16 protein-coding genes and 1 tRNA gene are annotated in these 16902 nt (G+C 57.8%); 7 read left to right on the top strand and 10 right to left on the bottom strand.

What is annotated here, in order from left to right:
• Positions 1-36 precede the first annotated feature (36 nt).
• Complete coding sequence (locus ACR0JX_RS09870; protein ID WP_480543573.1) at positions 37-741, top strand: SDR family oxidoreductase; 705 nt, start codon at positions 37-39, stop codon at positions 739-741.
• Positions 731-982 (top strand): DUF6552 family protein, encoded by a 252-nt coding sequence (locus tag ACR0JX_RS09865; protein ID WP_480543571.1) that lies wholly within the window; start codon positions 731-733, stop codon positions 980-982. The genes ACR0JX_RS09870 and ACR0JX_RS09865 overlap by 11 nt, the downstream gene beginning before the upstream one ends.
• Before the next feature lie 246 nt (positions 983-1228).
• On the opposite strand, the gene ACR0JX_RS09860 is transcribed toward ACR0JX_RS09865, so the two are convergent.
• Positions 1229-2335: a TIGR03032 family protein gene (locus tag ACR0JX_RS09860; protein ID WP_480543569.1), complete on the bottom strand. Its 1107-nt coding sequence runs from the start codon at positions 2333-2335 to the stop codon at positions 1229-1231.
• A gap of 391 nt (positions 2336-2726) precedes the next feature.
• Between ACR0JX_RS09860 and ACR0JX_RS09855 the strand changes: the two genes are divergently transcribed.
• Positions 2727-3626 (top strand): type IV pili methyl-accepting chemotaxis transducer N-terminal domain-containing protein, encoded by a 900-nt coding sequence (locus ACR0JX_RS09855; protein ID WP_480543567.1) that lies wholly within the window; start codon positions 2727-2729, stop codon positions 3624-3626.
• A gap of 159 nt (positions 3627-3785) precedes the next feature.
• Here the strand turns inward: ACR0JX_RS09855 and ACR0JX_RS09850 are convergent, their stop codons facing one another.
• The 3 genes from ACR0JX_RS09850 to ACR0JX_RS09840 form a co-directional block, all read right to left on the bottom strand.
• Positions 3786-4808, bottom strand: a complete 1023-nt coding sequence (locus ACR0JX_RS09850; protein ID WP_480543565.1) for an aspartate-semialdehyde dehydrogenase — start codon at positions 4806-4808, stop codon at positions 3786-3788.
• Between the two features lie 112 nt (positions 4809-4920).
• Positions 4921-5958, bottom strand: coding sequence for a glycosyltransferase family 4 protein (locus ACR0JX_RS09845; protein ID WP_480543563.1), 1038 nt, complete (start codon positions 5956-5958; stop codon positions 4921-4923).
• 22 nt (positions 5959-5980) lie between these two features.
• Positions 5981-7153 (bottom strand): MFS transporter, encoded by a 1173-nt coding sequence (locus tag ACR0JX_RS09840; RefSeq protein WP_480543562.1) that lies wholly within the window; start codon positions 7151-7153, stop codon positions 5981-5983.
• A gap of 137 nt (positions 7154-7290) precedes the next feature.
• Here ACR0JX_RS09840 and ACR0JX_RS09835 point away from each other — a divergent pair, with 137 nt between their 5' ends.
• Positions 7291-8433, top strand: coding sequence for a DUF3095 domain-containing protein (locus ACR0JX_RS09835; RefSeq protein WP_480543560.1), 1143 nt, complete (start codon positions 7291-7293; stop codon positions 8431-8433).
• 2 nt (positions 8434-8435) lie between these two features.
• Here the strand turns inward: ACR0JX_RS09835 and ACR0JX_RS09830 are convergent, their stop codons facing one another.
• Complete coding sequence (locus tag ACR0JX_RS09830) at positions 8436-9206, bottom strand: aldolase/citrate lyase family protein (protein WP_480543558.1); 771 nt, start codon at positions 9204-9206, stop codon at positions 8436-8438.
• 186 nt (positions 9207-9392) lie between these two features.
• On the opposite strand from ACR0JX_RS09830, the gene hpaR reads away from it, so the two are divergent.
• Complete coding sequence (hpaR, locus tag ACR0JX_RS09825) at positions 9393-9827, top strand: homoprotocatechuate degradation operon regulator HpaR (RefSeq protein WP_480543556.1); 435 nt, start codon at positions 9393-9395, stop codon at positions 9825-9827.
• Between the two features lie 652 nt (positions 9828-10479).
• Entirely contained in the window at positions 10480-11178 is a 699-nt protein-coding gene (locus tag ACR0JX_RS09820) for a fumarylacetoacetate hydrolase family protein (protein WP_480543554.1), read from the top strand.
• A gap of 3 nt (positions 11179-11181) precedes the next feature.
• On the opposite strand, the gene ACR0JX_RS09815 is transcribed toward ACR0JX_RS09820, so the two are convergent.
• Positions 11182-12396, bottom strand: coding sequence for a winged helix-turn-helix domain-containing protein (locus ACR0JX_RS09815; RefSeq protein WP_480543552.1), 1215 nt, complete (start codon positions 12394-12396; stop codon positions 11182-11184).
• Between the two features lie 4 nt (positions 12397-12400).
• On the bottom strand, positions 12401-13426 hold the full coding sequence (locus ACR0JX_RS09810) for a LacI family DNA-binding transcriptional regulator (RefSeq protein WP_480543550.1): 1026 nt from the start codon (positions 13424-13426) through the stop codon (positions 12401-12403).
• Between the two features lie 115 nt (positions 13427-13541).
• On the opposite strand from ACR0JX_RS09810, the gene ACR0JX_RS09805 reads away from it, so the two are divergent.
• Positions 13542-13618: transfer RNA gene (locus ACR0JX_RS09805), tRNA-Arg, on the top strand.
• 3 nt (positions 13619-13621) lie between these two features.
• Here ACR0JX_RS09805 and arsB read toward each other — a convergent pair.
• Genes arsB through ACR0JX_RS09790 form a run of 3 tightly spaced genes read right to left on the bottom strand, consistent with a single transcriptional unit; the run spans position 13622 to position 16901 of the window.
• Positions 13622-14644 (bottom strand): ACR3 family arsenite efflux transporter, encoded by a 1023-nt coding sequence (gene arsB / locus ACR0JX_RS09800; protein ID WP_480543548.1) that lies wholly within the window; start codon positions 14642-14644, stop codon positions 13622-13624.
• Complete coding sequence (gene arsJ, locus ACR0JX_RS09795; protein ID WP_480543546.1) at positions 14641-15906, bottom strand: organoarsenical effux MFS transporter ArsJ; 1266 nt, start codon at positions 15904-15906, stop codon at positions 14641-14643. Before arsJ ends, arsB begins: the two co-directional genes overlap by 4 nt.
• A complete protein-coding gene (locus ACR0JX_RS09790; RefSeq protein WP_480543545.1) occupies positions 15903-16901 on the bottom strand; it encodes an ArsJ-associated glyceraldehyde-3-phosphate dehydrogenase in 999 nt (332 codons plus the stop codon). The genes arsJ and ACR0JX_RS09790 overlap by 4 nt, the downstream gene beginning before the upstream one ends.
• Position 16902: the final 1 nt, after the last annotated feature.

Here is a 16902-nt window from a genome sequence, read left to right as displayed (position 1 = left end):
CAGCATGTATGGCTCAAGCAAGAAAGGAAACTCGATATGACAGTAGAAAAAGTAGCACTGATCACGGCAGGCGGCAGCGGCATGGGTGCGGATGCAGCGCGCAAACTGGCTGATGATGGGTTCAAGATCGGCATCCTGTCTTCGTCCGGGAAGGGTGAAGCGCTTGGCGGCGAACTTGGTGGCTTTGGCGTAACCGGCTCTAACCTTGATCAAGACGCGCTTACCGCTTTGGTCGAGGGTGCGAAGGAGCGCTGGGGCCGCATCGATGTCTTGGTGAACTCTGCTGGCCACGGGCCAAAAGGATCGGTCCTCGAAATCAGCGACGACGATTGGCACGAAGGGATGGAAGTTTATCTGATGAACGTCATCCGCCCAACACGGCTTGTCACTCCCTTGATGCAGGAGCATGGGGGCGGAGCAATCATCAACATCTCAACCTTTGCGGCATTCGAGCCCGACCCTCTTTTTCCAACGTCGGGGGTCTTCCGGGCCGGGCTTGCGGCATTCACGAAGCTCTATTCGGACAAATATGCGTCAGAGAATATCCGGATGAACAATGTCCTTCCGGGATTCATCGACAGCTTACCCGAAACCGAAGACCGCAAGGAGCGCATTCCCATGGGGCGCTACGGTTTCGCTTCGGAAGTGTCCTCTCTCATTTCGTGGCTCGCCTCGGAAGATGGCAGCTATATGACGGGACAAAACCTGCGTATCGACGGAGGTTTGACCCGTGCAGTCTGATACCTTGGCCCTTGTATCACCGCACGAGCGCCTTGTCTTCGCGGTCAAGTGGGGCGCATCTGCCATTCAGATCATGGGATACACCGCGACGGGGTTTGGCTGGACACCTTGGAACCTTTACCTGTTTCTTGTCGGTGTCGTGGGATGGTTCGCCGTCGGAGCACTATGGAATGACAAGGCGCTCATGCTTGTCCACCTTGTCGCCCTGGGTGCAATGACTGCCGGAATGGCAAGCGTCTGATGAGCGCGAGCAGCCATTCGGGCCTTGCGCAGCATTTGAGAGCTTGGGCGCTAGTGGACTTTCTTTTGGTTTACCGCACTGATCAGCAGCTCGCAGCTCGCAGCTAGCTTCACTGCAAACGGTATGTTCGATTTTTTTTGGGTCTTTTGATGTCGAACGTTAGTCTAGCCTTGATCTGACTATGACGGGTGGTTCAGGTCCGTGTGACGTTCAATACATTGGTTGGGAGGTAAAGGTCAGGCTGAATTACCTTTGTGAACCAGTCACAGCGTTTGACCCCGCTTCATCCCAGGTGATCAGGCTCGCCGCTTCGGCGCTGCCAGGGCTGACCGTCATGGGCGTTGCAAATCCTGGTATGATCTCGACGTCATAGAGTTCCGTGATCGCGCCATCGATGCGGAACCAGTCGACACAGGTGCCGCTGGCAAGGTCGATGATCTGCAAGCCACACCACGCGTCACTGTCTGCGGCGTCCAGCCGATCTGCCAATGGCAGCCCTTCGAACCGTTTGTAGCGCGGCTTGGACAGACCGACGAAAGCATATCCTTTGTAGAACCGCAGCCCGCGCAGGAAACCCGGGCAAAAGACAATTGGTTTGAACTGGCCCGGCGCGTCGTTCTCCAACCCGTCCACATAGCCAAGCTCACCAGTGCCAGAGTTCAGAAGCCAGAGCTTGCCATTATACCAGCGCGGCGAATGCGGCATCGACAGGCCCTTGCACACAACTTGGTTGTTCTGGACGTCAATGGCGACGCCTCCGTCAACGCGGCGATCTCTCCACCCGTCAATCGTGTTGGATTGGGATACGGCAGTGATATAGGCGGGCTGGCCGTCGCGCATGGCCATCCCATTCAGGTGGCACCGGTCCTCATCCACGATCTGAGTGATCGACGGAGGGGTCCAGACAGGTACGAAGCTGTGGCGCTTGGACAAGGTCGCCAGGCAGTTGAAACGGGTGTTCACAAAGACGGGGGCACCATCTGTATCCAGCCCGATATCATGAACATCCAACTCACCAACACTATGTATAACCCGAGGCATAAAACAGGCATCGAAGACGTTGTTGATGCGCTCATGCGGGGCGAGAATGTTCTCGAACCTCAGAATTTGGGCGCCCCCGGCCAGCGTCAGCCCGCCTTGGCCATCATAATGCAGCCCCATGGGTTTCGGCATGGCCGACTGATGTACATGCAACGACCCGTCAGTACCCCGCCCCAGATGGTACAGCAGCCCGGATTGGTAGGATGAAAACGCAAGCGAGCATCCCAACCGCGCCAGCCGGTCTACCAAGCCCCGGGACTGGCTGTATTCGACGGCGTCCTGTTGGTTTTGTTCGGAGGCTGTGTTCGTCATGGGGTTACTCGGGGCCTTCTGTTTGAGCGGATGTGATCGATTGCGGGCGTAAGACTTGTCCAGACCACTCGATTTCTAAACACGCACCCGGTGAATGCAACAACAGGGGTTTCCGGCTGGTGTACCCGTCACGGTGATTTCCCAACAGAAAACCCGTCTGGGTCATGTGGAGCGCGCGCCTCGCTGATATCAACCTGCGTAAAAGCCGACGGGTCGATGGTGGACACAACCCTGATCGGAATCCCTAGCTAATACGGTTGATTAGCGCGTGAATCTGCGGATTTCAGCCGTAAAAGGTCACTATATTTTCTTATTTTCAACATTACGCTGGGACAATTGCGGCGCTTCTTGCTCGATATGCACATGCAAAAGCAGCAGGGTTAGGTAAAAAATGAGTATCGATCGTCGTGTTTTCGTCACTGGAACGTTGGGACTTGGGCTAGCAGCATTCTTGCCGGTTGGAGGCTACGCGCATGCTATGGCGGCAGGTCAGGTGGCGCATCGCATTCTGGCTGCGGAAAAGCTGAGTTTTTTAACCGAGAAAGTCGCAAAAGCCACCGTGTTGCTGAGCCTGGGTGCCGAAGCCGACAAGGCTCTGACTGAACTGCAACAAGCGCATGATCAGTTTGACGATATTCTGCTTGGTTTCAAAGAGGGCAAGGGATCGTCGGGCATCGATCGCGAACGGTTCTACTCGGTCAACAAAGCGCTTGAGGAAGTCGCAACATTGTGGGCGCCCTATCGGATCGCGGTTGAGGATATTGTCACCACCAAATCCGTGAGCGACGCACAATTGACCATGATCGTGGGCGATGTGGAACCTTTGGAAGAGGCCAACCACGTGGTCGTTCGCAAGCTGGAAGCTGCCTATGGCGAGGTCGATATCGAACCGTCTATGGCTTTGGCCCTGGAGTTTGCGGGTCGGCAGCGGATGATCACACAGAAAATTTGCAAAGAAATCGCCCTGGCCGCGACAGGAAAAGACACGGCGGAACACCACGAGAAGTTCAAGAAGAACGCCGAGAAATTTGGCAAGATCGTCGACGCGCTGATTGATGGCGGCAATGACTATATCAAGATGTCCACGCCTCCAAGCGACGCCTCGCTTGCTGCGCTGAAGCAGGTAAAAGCCTATTGGGCCGAGCTTCAGCCGACTGTGGAAGCCTTGAACGCCGCAGATGTTCCCAGCCTTGATGACGTTGTGCATTTCTGCGCTGAGATGGATGTTCTTGAAAACGAATCCGAACGGGCGGTTCTTCTTTATGAGGATGCCATCAAGATCGGGTCCTGATCCGGTTTGTCCAGAACTGGCGGTTTAATCAACACCTTCTCACTCAATAGATTTTGCACGCCGCTGTCTGAATCGGCGCATTCGCGTTGCGTTCGGACAATAAAGAAGCCCCGCAGGTGATGCTGCGGGGCTTTGTATATTCTTGTCAGGGTGGTTTTCTTACCCCTTCTTCAGAACCTCACGACCCATAAGCTCGGCAATCTGAACTGCGTTCAGCGCGGCGCCCTTGCGCAGGTTGTCCGATACGCACCACAGGTTCAGACCGTTCTCGATGGTCGAATCCTGGCGGATGCGGCTGATGAACGTGGCGAAATCGCCCGCGCACTCGATGGGCGAGACGTAGCCACCCTCTTCACGCTTGTCGATGACCATGATGCCAGGGGCCTCGCGCAGGATGTCGCGGGCCTCATCTTCGTCCAGGAATTCCTCGAACTCGATATTCACGGCCTCGGAGTGGCCAACGAAAACCGGAACGCGGACGCAGGTGGCCGTAACCTTTATCGACGGATCGACGATCTTTTTAGTTTCGACAACCATCTTCCACTCTTCCTTGGTCGAGCCGTCTTCCATGAAGACGTCGATCTGCGGAATGACGTTGAAGGCGATCTGCTTCTGGAACTTCTTCGGCTCAACCTCGGTCGTGGGGTTGTAGATGGCTTTGGTCTGATCCCACAGCTCATCCATGCCTTCTTTACCGGCACCCGAAACCGACTGATAGGTCGACACGACTACGCGCTTGATACGTGCGCGGTCGTGCAGCGGCTTCAGCGCGACAACCATCTGAGCGGTCGAGCAGTTGGGGTTGGCGATGATGTTCTTGTTTTTGTAGTCGTGAATCGCTTGCGGGTTACATTCCGGCACGATCAGCGGAATGTCCGGGTCGTAGCGATAAAGCGATGAGTTATCGATCACCACACAACCCGCTGCGGCCGCTTTTGGGCCGTAGGTCTTGGTTGCGTCTGAGCCAATTGCGAACAGCGCCATGTCCCAGTCGGTGAAATCAAATGTGTCGATGTCCTTGGTCGTCAGTGTCTTGTCGCCAAATGTCACCTCAGTCCCCAGCGAACGACGGCTTGCCAGAGCGGCAATTTCATCGATCGGGAACTGGCGTTCCGCCAGGATGTTCAGCATTTCGCGGCCCACATTGCCTGTGGCGCCGGCGACAACGACGCGATAGCCCATTTCATGTCTCCAAAGTTAAGGACGCGCGTTGATAGCCGCGTTGCAGCAAAGAAAAAAGAGCTTTCGGATCGGTTTTCGATGAATGACGCGGATTTGAGGCGTTCACCGCACTCTAATCGGCGTCCAGCAGAGATCGATAGACCTTTACGATGGCTTCCGCCTCGCCTTCGATTCGAAAATTCCGCTCCACATGGGCGCGAGCGGCCTGTCCGGCGGCGGCCAGTTGGGCCGGGTCGGACAGCATCTGATCCAGCGTTTGGGCCAATGCCGGGGCATTGTCTTTTTCAACCAGCCGCCCGGTTTCGCCATCCTTAATCTGGGCGCTAAAGGCCCCTACGCCGTGACAGGCAATCGCGGGCACGCCCGAGGCCATTGCCTCAAGCGGGGTCAGCCCGAACCCTTCGTGGCGGGCGGGGGCGACGAACAGATCGAGGGCGCGGTAGGTCTCGACAATCTCTTCCCACGGGCGTTCGCCGAGGAAGTGCACACGGTCAGCTAGACCTGCGGCTTGTAGTTTGGATTCCTGTTCGGCTTGAAACCCTTCGAATTCGCTGGTGGCGCGGCCGGTGAAGATGATGTGGGCATCGGGGTGATTGGGCAGGACGTTCAGTGCGCCGTCAACCAGCAGATCAACGCCCTTCTGAGGGCGAATGCGCCCGAAACAACCGATCAGGGTGCCACTGGGTAAGCCCAGCTTGTTGCGCAGTGTTTGTTTGTCGGTCGCTGGATGGAACAGTTCGGTGTTTACGCCATGCATGATGACGGTTGACGGGTGTTGCAGAAACGAGGCCGCCTGCGGCGTTGTCGCGATCAGCGCGTCCATTTGCGAGATCAGTGTCTTGGTAAACCCCGAATGATCCCGTTGCGCGGCAGAGGTGAATAGCAGTTTCAGATTGCGCCGCAGGACCTTGCGCAGAAACAGCCCCATCAGCATTTCGGTATTGCGTCGCGCGTGCCAGACCCGGCAGGTGCGGTTCGACAGGAACGGAACCTTGATCAGGCGGATATGCGGCAGGTCTTCGGGCAGGCCGGGACCGGTAGCGACGATCCCGATCATCTCTTTCTGGATCGGCAGCAGGCGGATGACCGTGGTTGTGACCCCGGACAGGCTGTGTTTCAGGTTGGGTGCGATCACCTCGATATCCTGCACGGGCCGTCCCTCCGGTTTCCAATCAGTCCAGGCTGTCCCGGCTGAATAGATAGATCACGCAGCCAATGGCAAGGGTCACGGCAAAAAAGCTGAAGATGGCCAGATAGGGTGCGGTGGCTCCGGTAGCGGCGTTTGCCGCATGGATACGCCCGGTCACGAATTGTGCAATGCCGACGCCTCCGATTCCAAACAGATTCAGCAAGGTGACCCCACGCCCAATCAGATGCGGCGGCACAAAGGCGCGGCCATGGGCCATGATAACCGGAAAGCTGGCCCCCAGAAACCCAATGACTGCCAGCAGCAGGACCGAGACCCAGACCGCGCTGTCGATCCACACACACAGCAGACCCAAAGCCGCAGCGCCCAGCGCGTTGCCGCCGAAGATCACCCATTTCCGCGTGCCCAGAATGCGATCCAGCGGACCGTAGGCAAAGGTCCCTGCAATCATCGCGGCCCCCATGATCAGCGTTGCAGTGCCGATCTGGGTGGTGCTGAGCCCAAAGACATCGTTCAGATAAGGACCGGCCCATAATCCACGCAGCGCGGCCGAGGGGGCGTAAGCCACCAGCATCAAGGGCAGGATCAGCCATAAGGCGGGTTCTTTGAGCAGGTCCAGAACCGATCCCTTATGCTCGGTTTCAACCTTGGCCGGGTCGCGCACGCTGATCCAGATGCCAAGGGCGACAACTGCAGAAACCAAAGCCAGGCCCAGCAGGGTGGCACGCCAGCCCAGTATTTCAGCCGCAAGAGCGGTTGGGTAGGAAGCGACCAGATTGCCCACCGATCCCACGCCCAGCATCACTGCTGCAAGCGTGGCAAACCGGGCGGGCGGATACTCGCGTGCAAAGATGAAATACGACGCCATCAGAACCGGAGAGCACCCAACCCCAATCAGCGCCATCGCAATACTGACGTGAACGGCGGACGTGGCCACGGCAAACACAACCGCCCCACCTGCACCGCCGACCAGCAGCAATACAGCAGCGGTCAGGCGCGGGCCGACCCGGTCCAGCGCCCAGCCGACCGGGATTTGCATGGCCGCAAAGACCAAAAACCAAAGGCCCGAGGCAAAGGCCAGATCTTCGGGCGTGGCGCCGATGTCGCGTTCCAGATCAAGGCTCAGGACCGCAAGGAACGCGCGAAAGAACTGGCTGAGGACATAGGCCAGACACAGTACAACCAGCCCAGATTTCATCTAACGTCCCCTTCAAATCTTGCGATCACTCCTTGGCATGTTGTGGTAAAACGCACAAGCGCGTGTAGAATGTTGCAGGTAACAGACATTGATCACGTTTGAGCTATCTGACCATTCAATTCAATCTGAGGGGGACCATGAAAGACCTCCATTCTGCATTTTACGAAAACCTGCCGCTGCTGCGCGATTTCAATCAGCTGGCGGATCCGTCCTCGTTTGCGGCTGTCCCGGATGAATGGGTTCTGGGCGTTGCCGATATCGTCGACTCGACCGGAGAGATTGCGCGCGGACGCTACAAGACCGTGAACATGGTGGGCGCGGCTGTGATCTCGGGCATGATCAACACGATGGATGGCAAACTGTTTCCTTATGTCTTTGGTGGAGACGGTGCCGGGCTTGCCGTGCCGCCCAGTGCCGCCGATCAGGCCCGCCAGACGCTTGCCGCGCTACGGCGCTGGGCTGAGGAAGAGTTTTCAATGCCGCTGCGGGCGGCGTTGGTGCCCGTGGCAGAGCTGCGTCAGGCGGGAAAGGATTTGCGCGTGGCCCGGTATGCGCCATCGAACGGGGTGGACTATGCCATGTTCTCGGGCGGTGGTTTGGCCTGGGCCGAGGCACAGATGAAGGCCGGAGAGCATCAGGTGCCGCTGGCCGAGCCGGGTAGCCAGCCAGATCTGACTGGTCTGTCCTGTCGCTGGTCCAACAGCCCGGCGCAGCATGGGCGCATCGTTTCGGTTGTTGTGCAGCCCACGTCGCAGGCGACCGAGCGTGACTTTGCCGATCTGGCGCAATCGGTCTTGCGTGCGTCGGACGGGTTGGACCGCGCGGGTCACCCAGTGCCTGAAAACGGACCACCCATGACATGGCCGCCACCGGGTGTTGATCTGGATGCGCATGTATCGCGAACCGGCCGCAGCCTGTTGCTCCAAAAGCTTGTGTTGCTGGGGCAGAACCTACTGATTGCGATCCTGTTCTGGACCAATAAGCGTATGGGTCAGTTCGAGCCCGAGCATTATAAGCGGATGGTCAGCCGCAATGCCGATTTCCGCAAGTTTGACGATGGGCTGAAGATGACGCTGGATTGCGACGATGCCACGCTGGATCAGATCGAACATATGCTGGAAGAGGCGCGCGGTCGCGGCAAAATCAGATATGGCCTGCATGCACAGGATGAGGCGATGATGACCTGCTTTGTGCCCGCCGCCACGCGGGATGATCACGTTCATTTCGTTGATGGTGCATCCGGCGGGTATGCGCAGGCGGCGGCTTTGATGCGGGGCTAGTGCTAGCCGGACTTCCATCGCGCCGACAGTGCGCGCGCTGCGTTGGCCAGAAGCATGACATCTATGCCAACCGCCAGGAACAGTGGATCCATGTCCAGATAGACTTGGGTTGCCTCATCATTGGTGCCCAGAATCCCCGGCGCTTTGCCTGCGGCCCTGATCCGTTTCATCGCGTCGGCAATGGTTGTGCGCACTTCGGGCGCGGCACTGTTGCCTTGATAGCCCATATCGGTCGACAGATCAGCGGGTCCGATAAAGACCCCATCAATCCCGTCGACCTGTAAAATTTCGTCCAGCGCAGCCATACCAGCGCGGTTTTCTACTTGCACCAATAGGCAGATTTCCTGATCGGCGGACTGTATGTAGTCTTGGGTTGATCCATACATCGTCGCCCGCGCGGATGTCGCGCCAACACCGCGTGCACCCTCGGGTGGATAACGGCAAGCACGGACCAGCTCTTGTGCCTGTTCTGCGCTTTCTACAATTGGCACTAGAATGGTCTGCGCACCCGCATCCAGAACCATCTTGATCAGCCAGGTCTCACCCACCGGTACGCGGACGACGGGATGAGACGGGCTGTTGGCCAGGGCAACCAGCTGATCCCGGATCGACCGGATATCATTGGGCGCGTGCTCTCCATCGATGACCAGCCAGTCGAACCCTGTGGTTCCCATAACTTCGGCAGTGGTGGGTTCGGCAAAGCTCATCCAGCAGCCGATCTGCCGTTGGCCCTGTGCCAGAGCCTGTTTGAACGTGTTCTTTGGGGCGGGCATTTTGCGCTGTCCTGTATGAGACTCTTGAGATTCTGCTACATTCTGTCATGCAGTCTCGGTCAATATCCATAGCTTTTGGAAAAAAACCGCTTGAGATTTCAAGCAATCGCATTCCCGAGGCATTGCCGCAGACCTTGGCTGGAACTCGGCAAGCGCCGATCCGCCAATACCGTGGTAAGGTTAAACATGGCCGATGATTTACCGTTAACTTCAAGATCTTTACCCATCGCGCTGTTGCGGGCGCGGGAAAAGGTGATGGGGCCAATTCGTGCGCTGTTGGTGGATGCCGGTGTCACCGAACAACAATGGCGGGTGTTGCGTGTCTTGAACGAAGAAGGGCCGCAAGAGCCGACGCATATTGCTGAACGCGCCTGCCTGCTGTTGCCCAGCCTGACCCGTATTCTGCAAACGCTAGAGCAGAAAAACCTGATCTTGCGCCGCCGCCATCCTCAGGATGGTCGTCGTCAGATTGTCGAAATCAGTGATGCGGGTGTTCAGATCATTCACGCTAATTTGGCCGTGAGTGTGGAACAGGCCAAACGGGTGCGCAGCCAGCTTGGCCCCGACAAGCATGAAATGCTGCTGGATCTTCTCAATGAACTCAATGATCTGGAAAGCTAAGATCTGGTCCGGCCTTAGGTTTATGACCCCGTCGGAGATGGTAGGGGGAACTCTCCGACGGGGTTTGGCCAGACCCGGACTGGATATGTGCCTGGCCCGTGCTTCGAAGACGTGCAGAACCGAAAATTGGTTCGTTACCGAGGCTTAGGATCCAGGGGGATGGACCTAAACCTTTGCGTGTGCTCCGAAGCGGTCATGCTCGTTTGCCGACTTGCTGTCTGGTCCGCAAGTGGTTTCTTTTCGTCGCTTTGATCGTGCTGTTTGTCCGGCATTCCAACGATCCGGTTCTGGCGGTTGATAAAGCGCTCTGCACCAGATCGCGCAGAGCCAAATAGATTGGTTCATTACTTTGGCAACCAGCGTTCTGGGGCGAACAGGATGGTATCCAAGCACTTTTCGTCAAATGGCGATGTGCAGATTCTGGGGCCCATCGCAGGTATCGAACTGCGCCGGGGGTCAAAAAGCGCATCCGATGTGTATATCTAAAACCGATTCCTCGGGATTCGGGAAACAATTCGTTTCCAAATTGTCAAAATTGGGCAGTTCCGTGCCGAATTTACAGAGAGAGCAGGGTAAAAACCGGCGGATTTCTGCGGGTTGCGGGATTGGTCTTGTGAATTAAGATGCGCGCAAACATCCATGAGGGCCCATCATGACCGACCATTTGTTCCCGATTCCGGATATCCTTGGCATCCCAGTGCAGGGTGAAACGGCCCGGTATCCGGTTGGTCGGATTTTCTGCGTTGGTCGCAACTATGCTGCCCATGCAGCCGAGATGGGGCATGAGGTGGATCGTGAAGCGCCATTCTATTTCACCAAATCCGCGTCGAACGCCATTCTGACCGGCGCGACCGTGCCATATCCGCCGGGCACCGAGAATTTCCATCACGAAATGGAATTGGCCGTTGCCATTGGTAGATCGGTGTTCAAAGCGACCAGCGCTCAGGCCTGGGATGCGGTTTATGCCTATGGTTGTGCGCTGGATATGACGCGCCGCGATCTGCAAATCCGTGAACGCAACAAACAGCGCCCTTGGGATTTGGGCAAGGATTTAGAGAATGGAACGGTTTTTGCACCGCTGACCCGTGCGGCTGAGTGGGCTCCGGACGACAGCAAGCGTATTCATTTGAGTGTCAATTCCGAACTCCGTCAGGATGCAAGCCTGCAAGAGCTGATCTGGAAGATTGATGAGATCATATGCCATTTGTCCGGTTACTATCACCTGCGTCCCGGAGACCTGATCCTGACAGGAACGCCTGCCGGCGTCGGGCCCGTAGTTGCGGGGGATATGATCGAAGGTGGCATTAACGGGCTTGCACCGCTTCGGTTGACCCTGAGCAACGCGGAATAGGGTCTATTTTGGCTCTTTCAGCCAATCTTGTACAAAGCTAACGCGATCCAGGTCCGTAAATCTGCGAACCCGATCCAATTCGGCCTCTAGGCGGCGGGTGCGCGCGTCAGACCATCGGATGGTGCGTTCCGGCCAAAGGGCACGCACGCGCAGTTCGCCCGCATCCCGATGCGCTTTCATATCGATCCGCCCAAGCAGCTTGTCACCCTCAAGTAATGGGAACACGTAGTAGCCATAGGTCCGTTTCGCCTCAGGCACAAAAACCTCGATCCGGTAGTGAAAACCAAACAGCCGCTCGGCCCGGTTCCGGTCACGTAGCATCGGATCAAACGGGCTGAGCACGCGGATGCGCCCGGTTGGTTGGGGTAGGTCCGCCAAATCATCGGTCAGATCGGGTCGTGCAAAAAGATTGCGCGTTCGCCCGTCAACACAGGCAATCTCGATTTCCTCCAAGGCTCCCGATTGCAGAGCTTTCGCGCACCAATCTTTGGCCTCCGTCGGGCTGACAGTATCCCAGAACGCAGCGATCTCACCTGATGTGGCGAAGCCAAGCCGGTCCAGCGCGGCATTGCAAAGCCAATCGACGGTCGCCTCAGCGTCACATGGGTGTTGACCGGGGCACAGATGCGTCTCGATCACCCGCTCCGTCAGGTCATAGCGTTTTTGAAACCCGTCGCGCCCGACCACGGTCAGCGCGCCGGAGCGCCACAGAAACTCAAGCGCCGTCTTGGAGGGATGCCAATCCCACCACCCGCCGGACCCTTTCTTTTCGCCCTTCCCGACATCGGATGAGGACACCGCACCATGATCTCGGATATGGTTCAGCACCGTCTCGAACTGCTGTTCGAACCCATCCCGGCGCCAATTCTTCCACCGCGACTTCAACAGATCAGCATCACGCAGAAACCGCAGATGCCAATGACGGTAATACTCCATCGGGATGACAGCGGCGTCATGGGTCCAATGTTCAAACAACGCCCGATCGTGTTCATAGAGGCGTTTCAGATTCCCGCTGCGATAGCTGGGCCTGCGCGAGAACAAGATCATGTCATGGGCGCGGGCGACGGTGTTGATACTGTCGAGTTGAACAAAGCCCAGCCGCTGGATTAGCTCCAACAGGTCTGCTCCTTTGGAAGGTCCCGCAGGCGGCTCGGCCAGCGCATGACGATCCATAAAAATCGCCCGCGCTGTGCGGTTGTCCAGTTGCCGCAGTGCCATCGGCCTAGCGCCGTTTCAGCGTATCGCCAAAGCTGATCTTGGGGGTCAGAGTCACGCGGGTCTCAATCTCCGACTCCGGGTCCTTGAGCCGTTCCGCGATGATTTCGGCCGCTTGTCGGCCAATCTCCAATCGGCAGGCGTCCATCGTTGCCAGTTTACGCGGCAGACCCTGCAACAGTTCTACATTGTTGAACCCGGCCAGACCGATCTGTCCGGGAATATCGATGCCCTGCTCCAGTAGATACAACAGACCACCTGCCCCGATCATGTCGTTGGAATAATAAAGAAAATCCAAATCGGGTGAGCGTTCCAACATGGTCTGTGTCATCTCGCGGCCCTTGGCGAGCGCTGAACCGCCGGAATAGAATTCCCGATCCTCGATCTCGATCCCTTTCTTGCCGAGCACTTCGGTGAAGCCTTCAAACCGCTTTCGCGCGCGATGGTCCAACGGCATCTTGGTGCCCATGAAACCGATATGTTCATAGCCCGCTTTCAGGATCGCCTGCGCCATCTCGCGGCCCGCGCGACGATGGGAAATTCCGACCATCGCATCCACCGGTTTGCCGTCGGTGTCCATGATCTCGACCACCGGAATGCCAGATGAATCCAGCATGGCGCGTGCTGCCTCGGTATGCTCCAGCCCCGCTATGATCACACCCGAAGGCCGCCACGAGAGCATCTCGTACAGCACCTTCTCTTCTTTCTCGGGCAGGTAGTCGGTGACGCCAACGACGGGTTGCAATTCGGTGTCTTCCAGGACTTGATTGACGCCGGTCAGCACTTCGGGGAACACCATGTTCGACAGCGACGGGATGATTACCGCCACCAGGTTAACCCGGCTGGACGCCAGCGCGCCCGCGATTTTGTTGGGGACATATCCCAGCTCTTTTGCGGCGGCCAGAACACGGGTGCGGGTGGCATCGGAAACATCCCCACGATTGCGCAGGACCCGACTGACCGTCATCTCTGAGACCCCCGAAGCCTCGGATACATCTCGAAGGGTCAGCGGGCGTTTGGTTTCAGTGTTCACGAGAGGCACCTGCGTTGTTGTTTTGCCCGATGGTAGCGTGAACAGGTCGACGTGTACAACAATTGTGCAAAGGCAATGACAACCCCGAAATTCCCGGTTACAGAAGGCCCCAAGCGGCCCCGTGGCTCAACTGGATAGAGCAGCCCCCTCCTAAGGGGCAGGTTGCAGGTTCGAATCCTGCCGGGGTCGCCATTGTTACTGCACAACAGGCTCAGCAAACCTGTCGCGGGTCCGGTTGGCGAAGGCGACCAGTGACAGCATCACCGGGACTTCTACAAGGACACCAACGACCGTTGCCAATGCAGCGCCCGAGCTCAGACCAAATAGGCTGATGGCCACTGCGACGGCTAGTTCGAAGAAGTTGGATGTGCCGATCATGGCACAGGGTGCCGCGATGCGGTGGGGGACTTTCAGAGCATAGGCCGCGCCGTAGGCCAGCGCAAAGATGCCGTAGCTTTGAATTAGGATCGGTATGGCGATCAGGACGATGACCATGGGCTTGGACAGGATCGTCTGGCCCTGAAGGCCAAACAGGATGACCACGGTAGCGATTAGGCCCATGATGGACCATGGTTTAACGCGCGCAGAAAACGTGTCGATTGCGTCTTTTGATCCCAGCTTCCGGCGTGTGAGCAACCCAGCGATCAGTGGCAGAACGACATAAAGGACAGTTGCCAGAACCAATGTCTGCCATGGGACAGATATGTCGGTCACACCAAGCAGAAAGGCTACGATCGGTGCGAAGGCCACCACCATGATCAGATCGTTCACTGAGACCTGCACCAGCGTATAGGTCGCATCGCCCTTGGTCAGCTGTGACCAGACGAAGACCATCGCGGTACAAGGCGCTGCGCCCAGCAGGATCAAGCCTGCGGTGTATTGTGCGGCATCCTCGGGTTCGATCCATGGCGCAAAGACATAGTCAAAGAACAGAACGGCCAGGAGGGCCATGGTGAAAGGTTTGATCAGCCAGTTGACCACCAGCGTCACAATCAGGCCTTTTGGTTGGCGTGCGACACCGGCGACCGCTCGGAAATCCACGCCAACCATCATCGGGTAGACCATTGCCCAGATCAGAACGGCGACAACCAGGTTGACGCTTGCGAATTCGGCTGAGGCGACCAACCCGACCAGACCGGGTGCTGCCAGTCCGATCAGCACGCCGCCGACCATGGCGAGGGCGACCCAGATGGTCAGATAGCGCTCGAAGATGCTCATGAATATGCCTCAGTTGTTTGGTAGGTCAGCTTGCCCGAAGTGAGCGCTGCAAGGGCCACCATGACAGCCGCTGTGCCCAGCACAAGGGGCAGGCCGCCGACCTGATAGGTAAAGCCGGACAGGACGGTGCCCAAAAGGCGCCCCGTCGCGTTGGCCATGTAGTAGAAGCCCACATCCATCGTGACCCGTTCGGACTTGGTGAAGGCGAGGATCAGATAGGAATGCAGGGATGAGTTGACGGCAAAGATTGCCCCAAACACCAGAAGGCCTACGACCAAAGTGATTGTCAGCCATGTCTCCGGCCCGGAAGACAGCAAAACTGCCAGTGTTAGAGCCGCAGGTACGCAGAAAAGCATGGCGGCCCAGCTGCGCGCGGCGCGGATCAAATCCCCCTCGGACCGGTCTGAGGCCCGCAGGATTTTGGGCGCGTTGGCCTGAATGACGCCGTAGAGGATGATCCAGAACGCCATAAAGGTGCCGATCATGAAAAAGGCGGCCCGGTTGCCCTCTTCCGTACCATCCGAGAGGACGGCGTAGAAATAGATCGGGATGCCGACCACGAACCACACGTCGCGGGCACCGAAAAGAAAGACCCGCGCGGCGGACAGCCAGTTGACGTTGGCAGATTTCGAAAAGACCTCAGAGAACTTCGCGCCCTTGCGCCCTTTGGGCAGGCCGGAGGGCATGAAGCGGATGACGGCGAACAGGATCACCGCCAGAACGACTGCCATCACGATGATCGCCGCCTGAAAGCCCAGCGTTGCCAGCATCGCCGCGCCCAACAAGAAGCCTAGCCCTTTGACGGCGTTCTTTGATCCGGTCAGCACCGCCACCCAGCGAAACAGCCCGCCGCCCTCGGTCGGGGCCAGCAGTTTCACCGCGGATTTCGAGGACATCTTGGCCAGATCCTTGGCCACTCCGCTTGCGCCTTGCACGATCATGACGAAGGCCACAGATGCGCCAATCGCCCAATTAGGGTCTAGTTGCGTCAACGCGAGCAGCGCCACCACCTGCAACCCAAGCCCGGCATAGAGCGTCGAGGTCAAGCCAAACCGCGCCGCGATCCAGCCCGCTGCAAGGTTCGTCACCATCCCGGCGATTTCATAGAGGACAAACAGGTAGGCGAGCTGCACCGGCGAGAAACCCAGCGTGTGAAAGTGCAATAGCACCAGCATCCGCAAGGCTCCGTCGGTCAGCATAAAGGCCCAATAGGCCGCCGTGACCGCGATATAGGCCGACAGCCCCTCGGGCCGATCGGTCACAGCGAGGCCCCAACCATCAGCGCCACATCGACCAGGCGGTGGGCATAGCCCATCTCGTTGTCATACCAGGCATAGATTTTCACCTGTGTCCCGTTCACCACCATGGTCGACGGCGCATCAACGATCGAAGAGCGTTCGTCATTGGTGTAGTCGGTTGACACCAGCGGACGGGTCTCATAGCCCAGAATGCCATTCAATTCTCCTTCGGCGGCGGCTTTGAAGAAGGCGTTGACCTCTTCGACAGTGGTTTCACGCTCAACCTCGAACACGCAGTCGGTCAGCGACGCGTTCAACAGCGGCACCCGCACCGCATGGCCGTTCAGACGCCCCTTGAGTTCAGGGTAGATCAGCGTGATCGCCGTGGCCGAGCCGGTTGTGGTCGGGATCAGTGAGTTCAGGGCCGAGCGCGCCCGGCGCAGATCCTTGGCGGGACGATCCACGATGGTCTGCGTGTTGGTCACGTCATGGATCGTGGTCGTCGAGCCGTGGCGGATACCCAGATTCTCGTGGATCACTTTGACCACCGGGGCCAGACAGTTCGTGGTGCAGGAAGCCGCTGTCACGATCTGATGAGCCGCCGGATCGTAGATGTCGTCATTCACACCCATCACGATATTGGCAGTCGGGCCGTCCTTGACCGGAGCCGAGACAACAACCTTCTTCACGCCCACCTCGAAATAGGGGGCAAGCTTGGCCTCGGTTTTGAACACGCCAGTGCAATCAATCACTACATCGACGCCATCCAAGGGCAGGGCGCTCAGGTCCTTGGTGCCGATGAAGGGCAGCCGGGTGCCGTTGATGGTGACGCTGTCTTCATCATGCTCGAAATTGGCATCCCAGCGGCCATGGACGGTGTCGAATTCCAACAGATGCGCGTGCATCTCGGCATCTCCGACCGCGTCGTTGATCCAGGCGATCTTGGCGCCTTTTTCCAACAGCGGTTTCAGGGCCAGTTTTCCTATCCGGCCCAAGCCATTCACAGCATATGTGGTCATT

The sequence above is a fragment of the Ruegeria sp. AH7 genome (assembly GCF_056541325.1).
Note: the sequence above shows the minus strand (reverse complement) of the source record. Positions and strands in the feature narration are given on the sequence as shown.

Excerpts from the sequence above, each read along its gene's own strand:
- hpaR (WP_480543556.1), top strand. The coding sequence starts at position 9,393 with ATGGCCGATGATTTACCGTTAACTTCAAGATCTTTACCCATCGCGCTG.
- ACR0JX_RS09855 (WP_480543567.1), top strand. The coding sequence starts at position 2,727 with ATGAGTATCGATCGTCGTGTTTTCGTCACTGGAACGTTGGGACTTGGG.
- ACR0JX_RS09850 (WP_480543565.1), bottom strand. The coding sequence starts at position 4,808 with ATGGGCTATCGCGTCGTTGTCGCCGGCGCCACAGGCAATGTGGGCCGC.
- arsB (WP_480543548.1), bottom strand. The coding sequence starts at position 14,644 with ATGAGCATCTTCGAGCGCTATCTGACCATCTGGGTCGCCCTCGCCATG.
- ACR0JX_RS09840 (WP_480543562.1), bottom strand. The coding sequence starts at position 7,153 with ATGAAATCTGGGCTGGTTGTACTGTGTCTGGCCTATGTCCTCAGCCAG.
- ACR0JX_RS09790 (WP_480543545.1), bottom strand. The coding sequence starts at position 16,901 with ATGACCACATATGCTGTGAATGGCTTGGGCCGGATAGGAAAACTGGCC.
- ACR0JX_RS09835 (WP_480543560.1), top strand. The coding sequence starts at position 7,291 with ATGAAAGACCTCCATTCTGCATTTTACGAAAACCTGCCGCTGCTGCGC.
- ACR0JX_RS09860 (WP_480543569.1), bottom strand. The coding sequence starts at position 2,335 with ATGACGAACACAGCCTCCGAACAAAACCAACAGGACGCCGTCGAATAC.
- ACR0JX_RS09870 (WP_480543573.1), top strand. The coding sequence starts at position 37 with ATGACAGTAGAAAAAGTAGCACTGATCACGGCAGGCGGCAGCGGCATG.
- ACR0JX_RS09820 (WP_480543554.1), top strand. The coding sequence starts at position 10,480 with ATGACCGACCATTTGTTCCCGATTCCGGATATCCTTGGCATCCCAGTG.
- ACR0JX_RS09830 (WP_480543558.1), bottom strand. The coding sequence starts at position 9,206 with ATGCCCGCCCCAAAGAACACGTTCAAACAGGCTCTGGCACAGGGCCAA.
- ACR0JX_RS09815 (WP_480543552.1), bottom strand. The coding sequence starts at position 12,396 with ATGGCACTGCGGCAACTGGACAACCGCACAGCGCGGGCGATTTTTATG.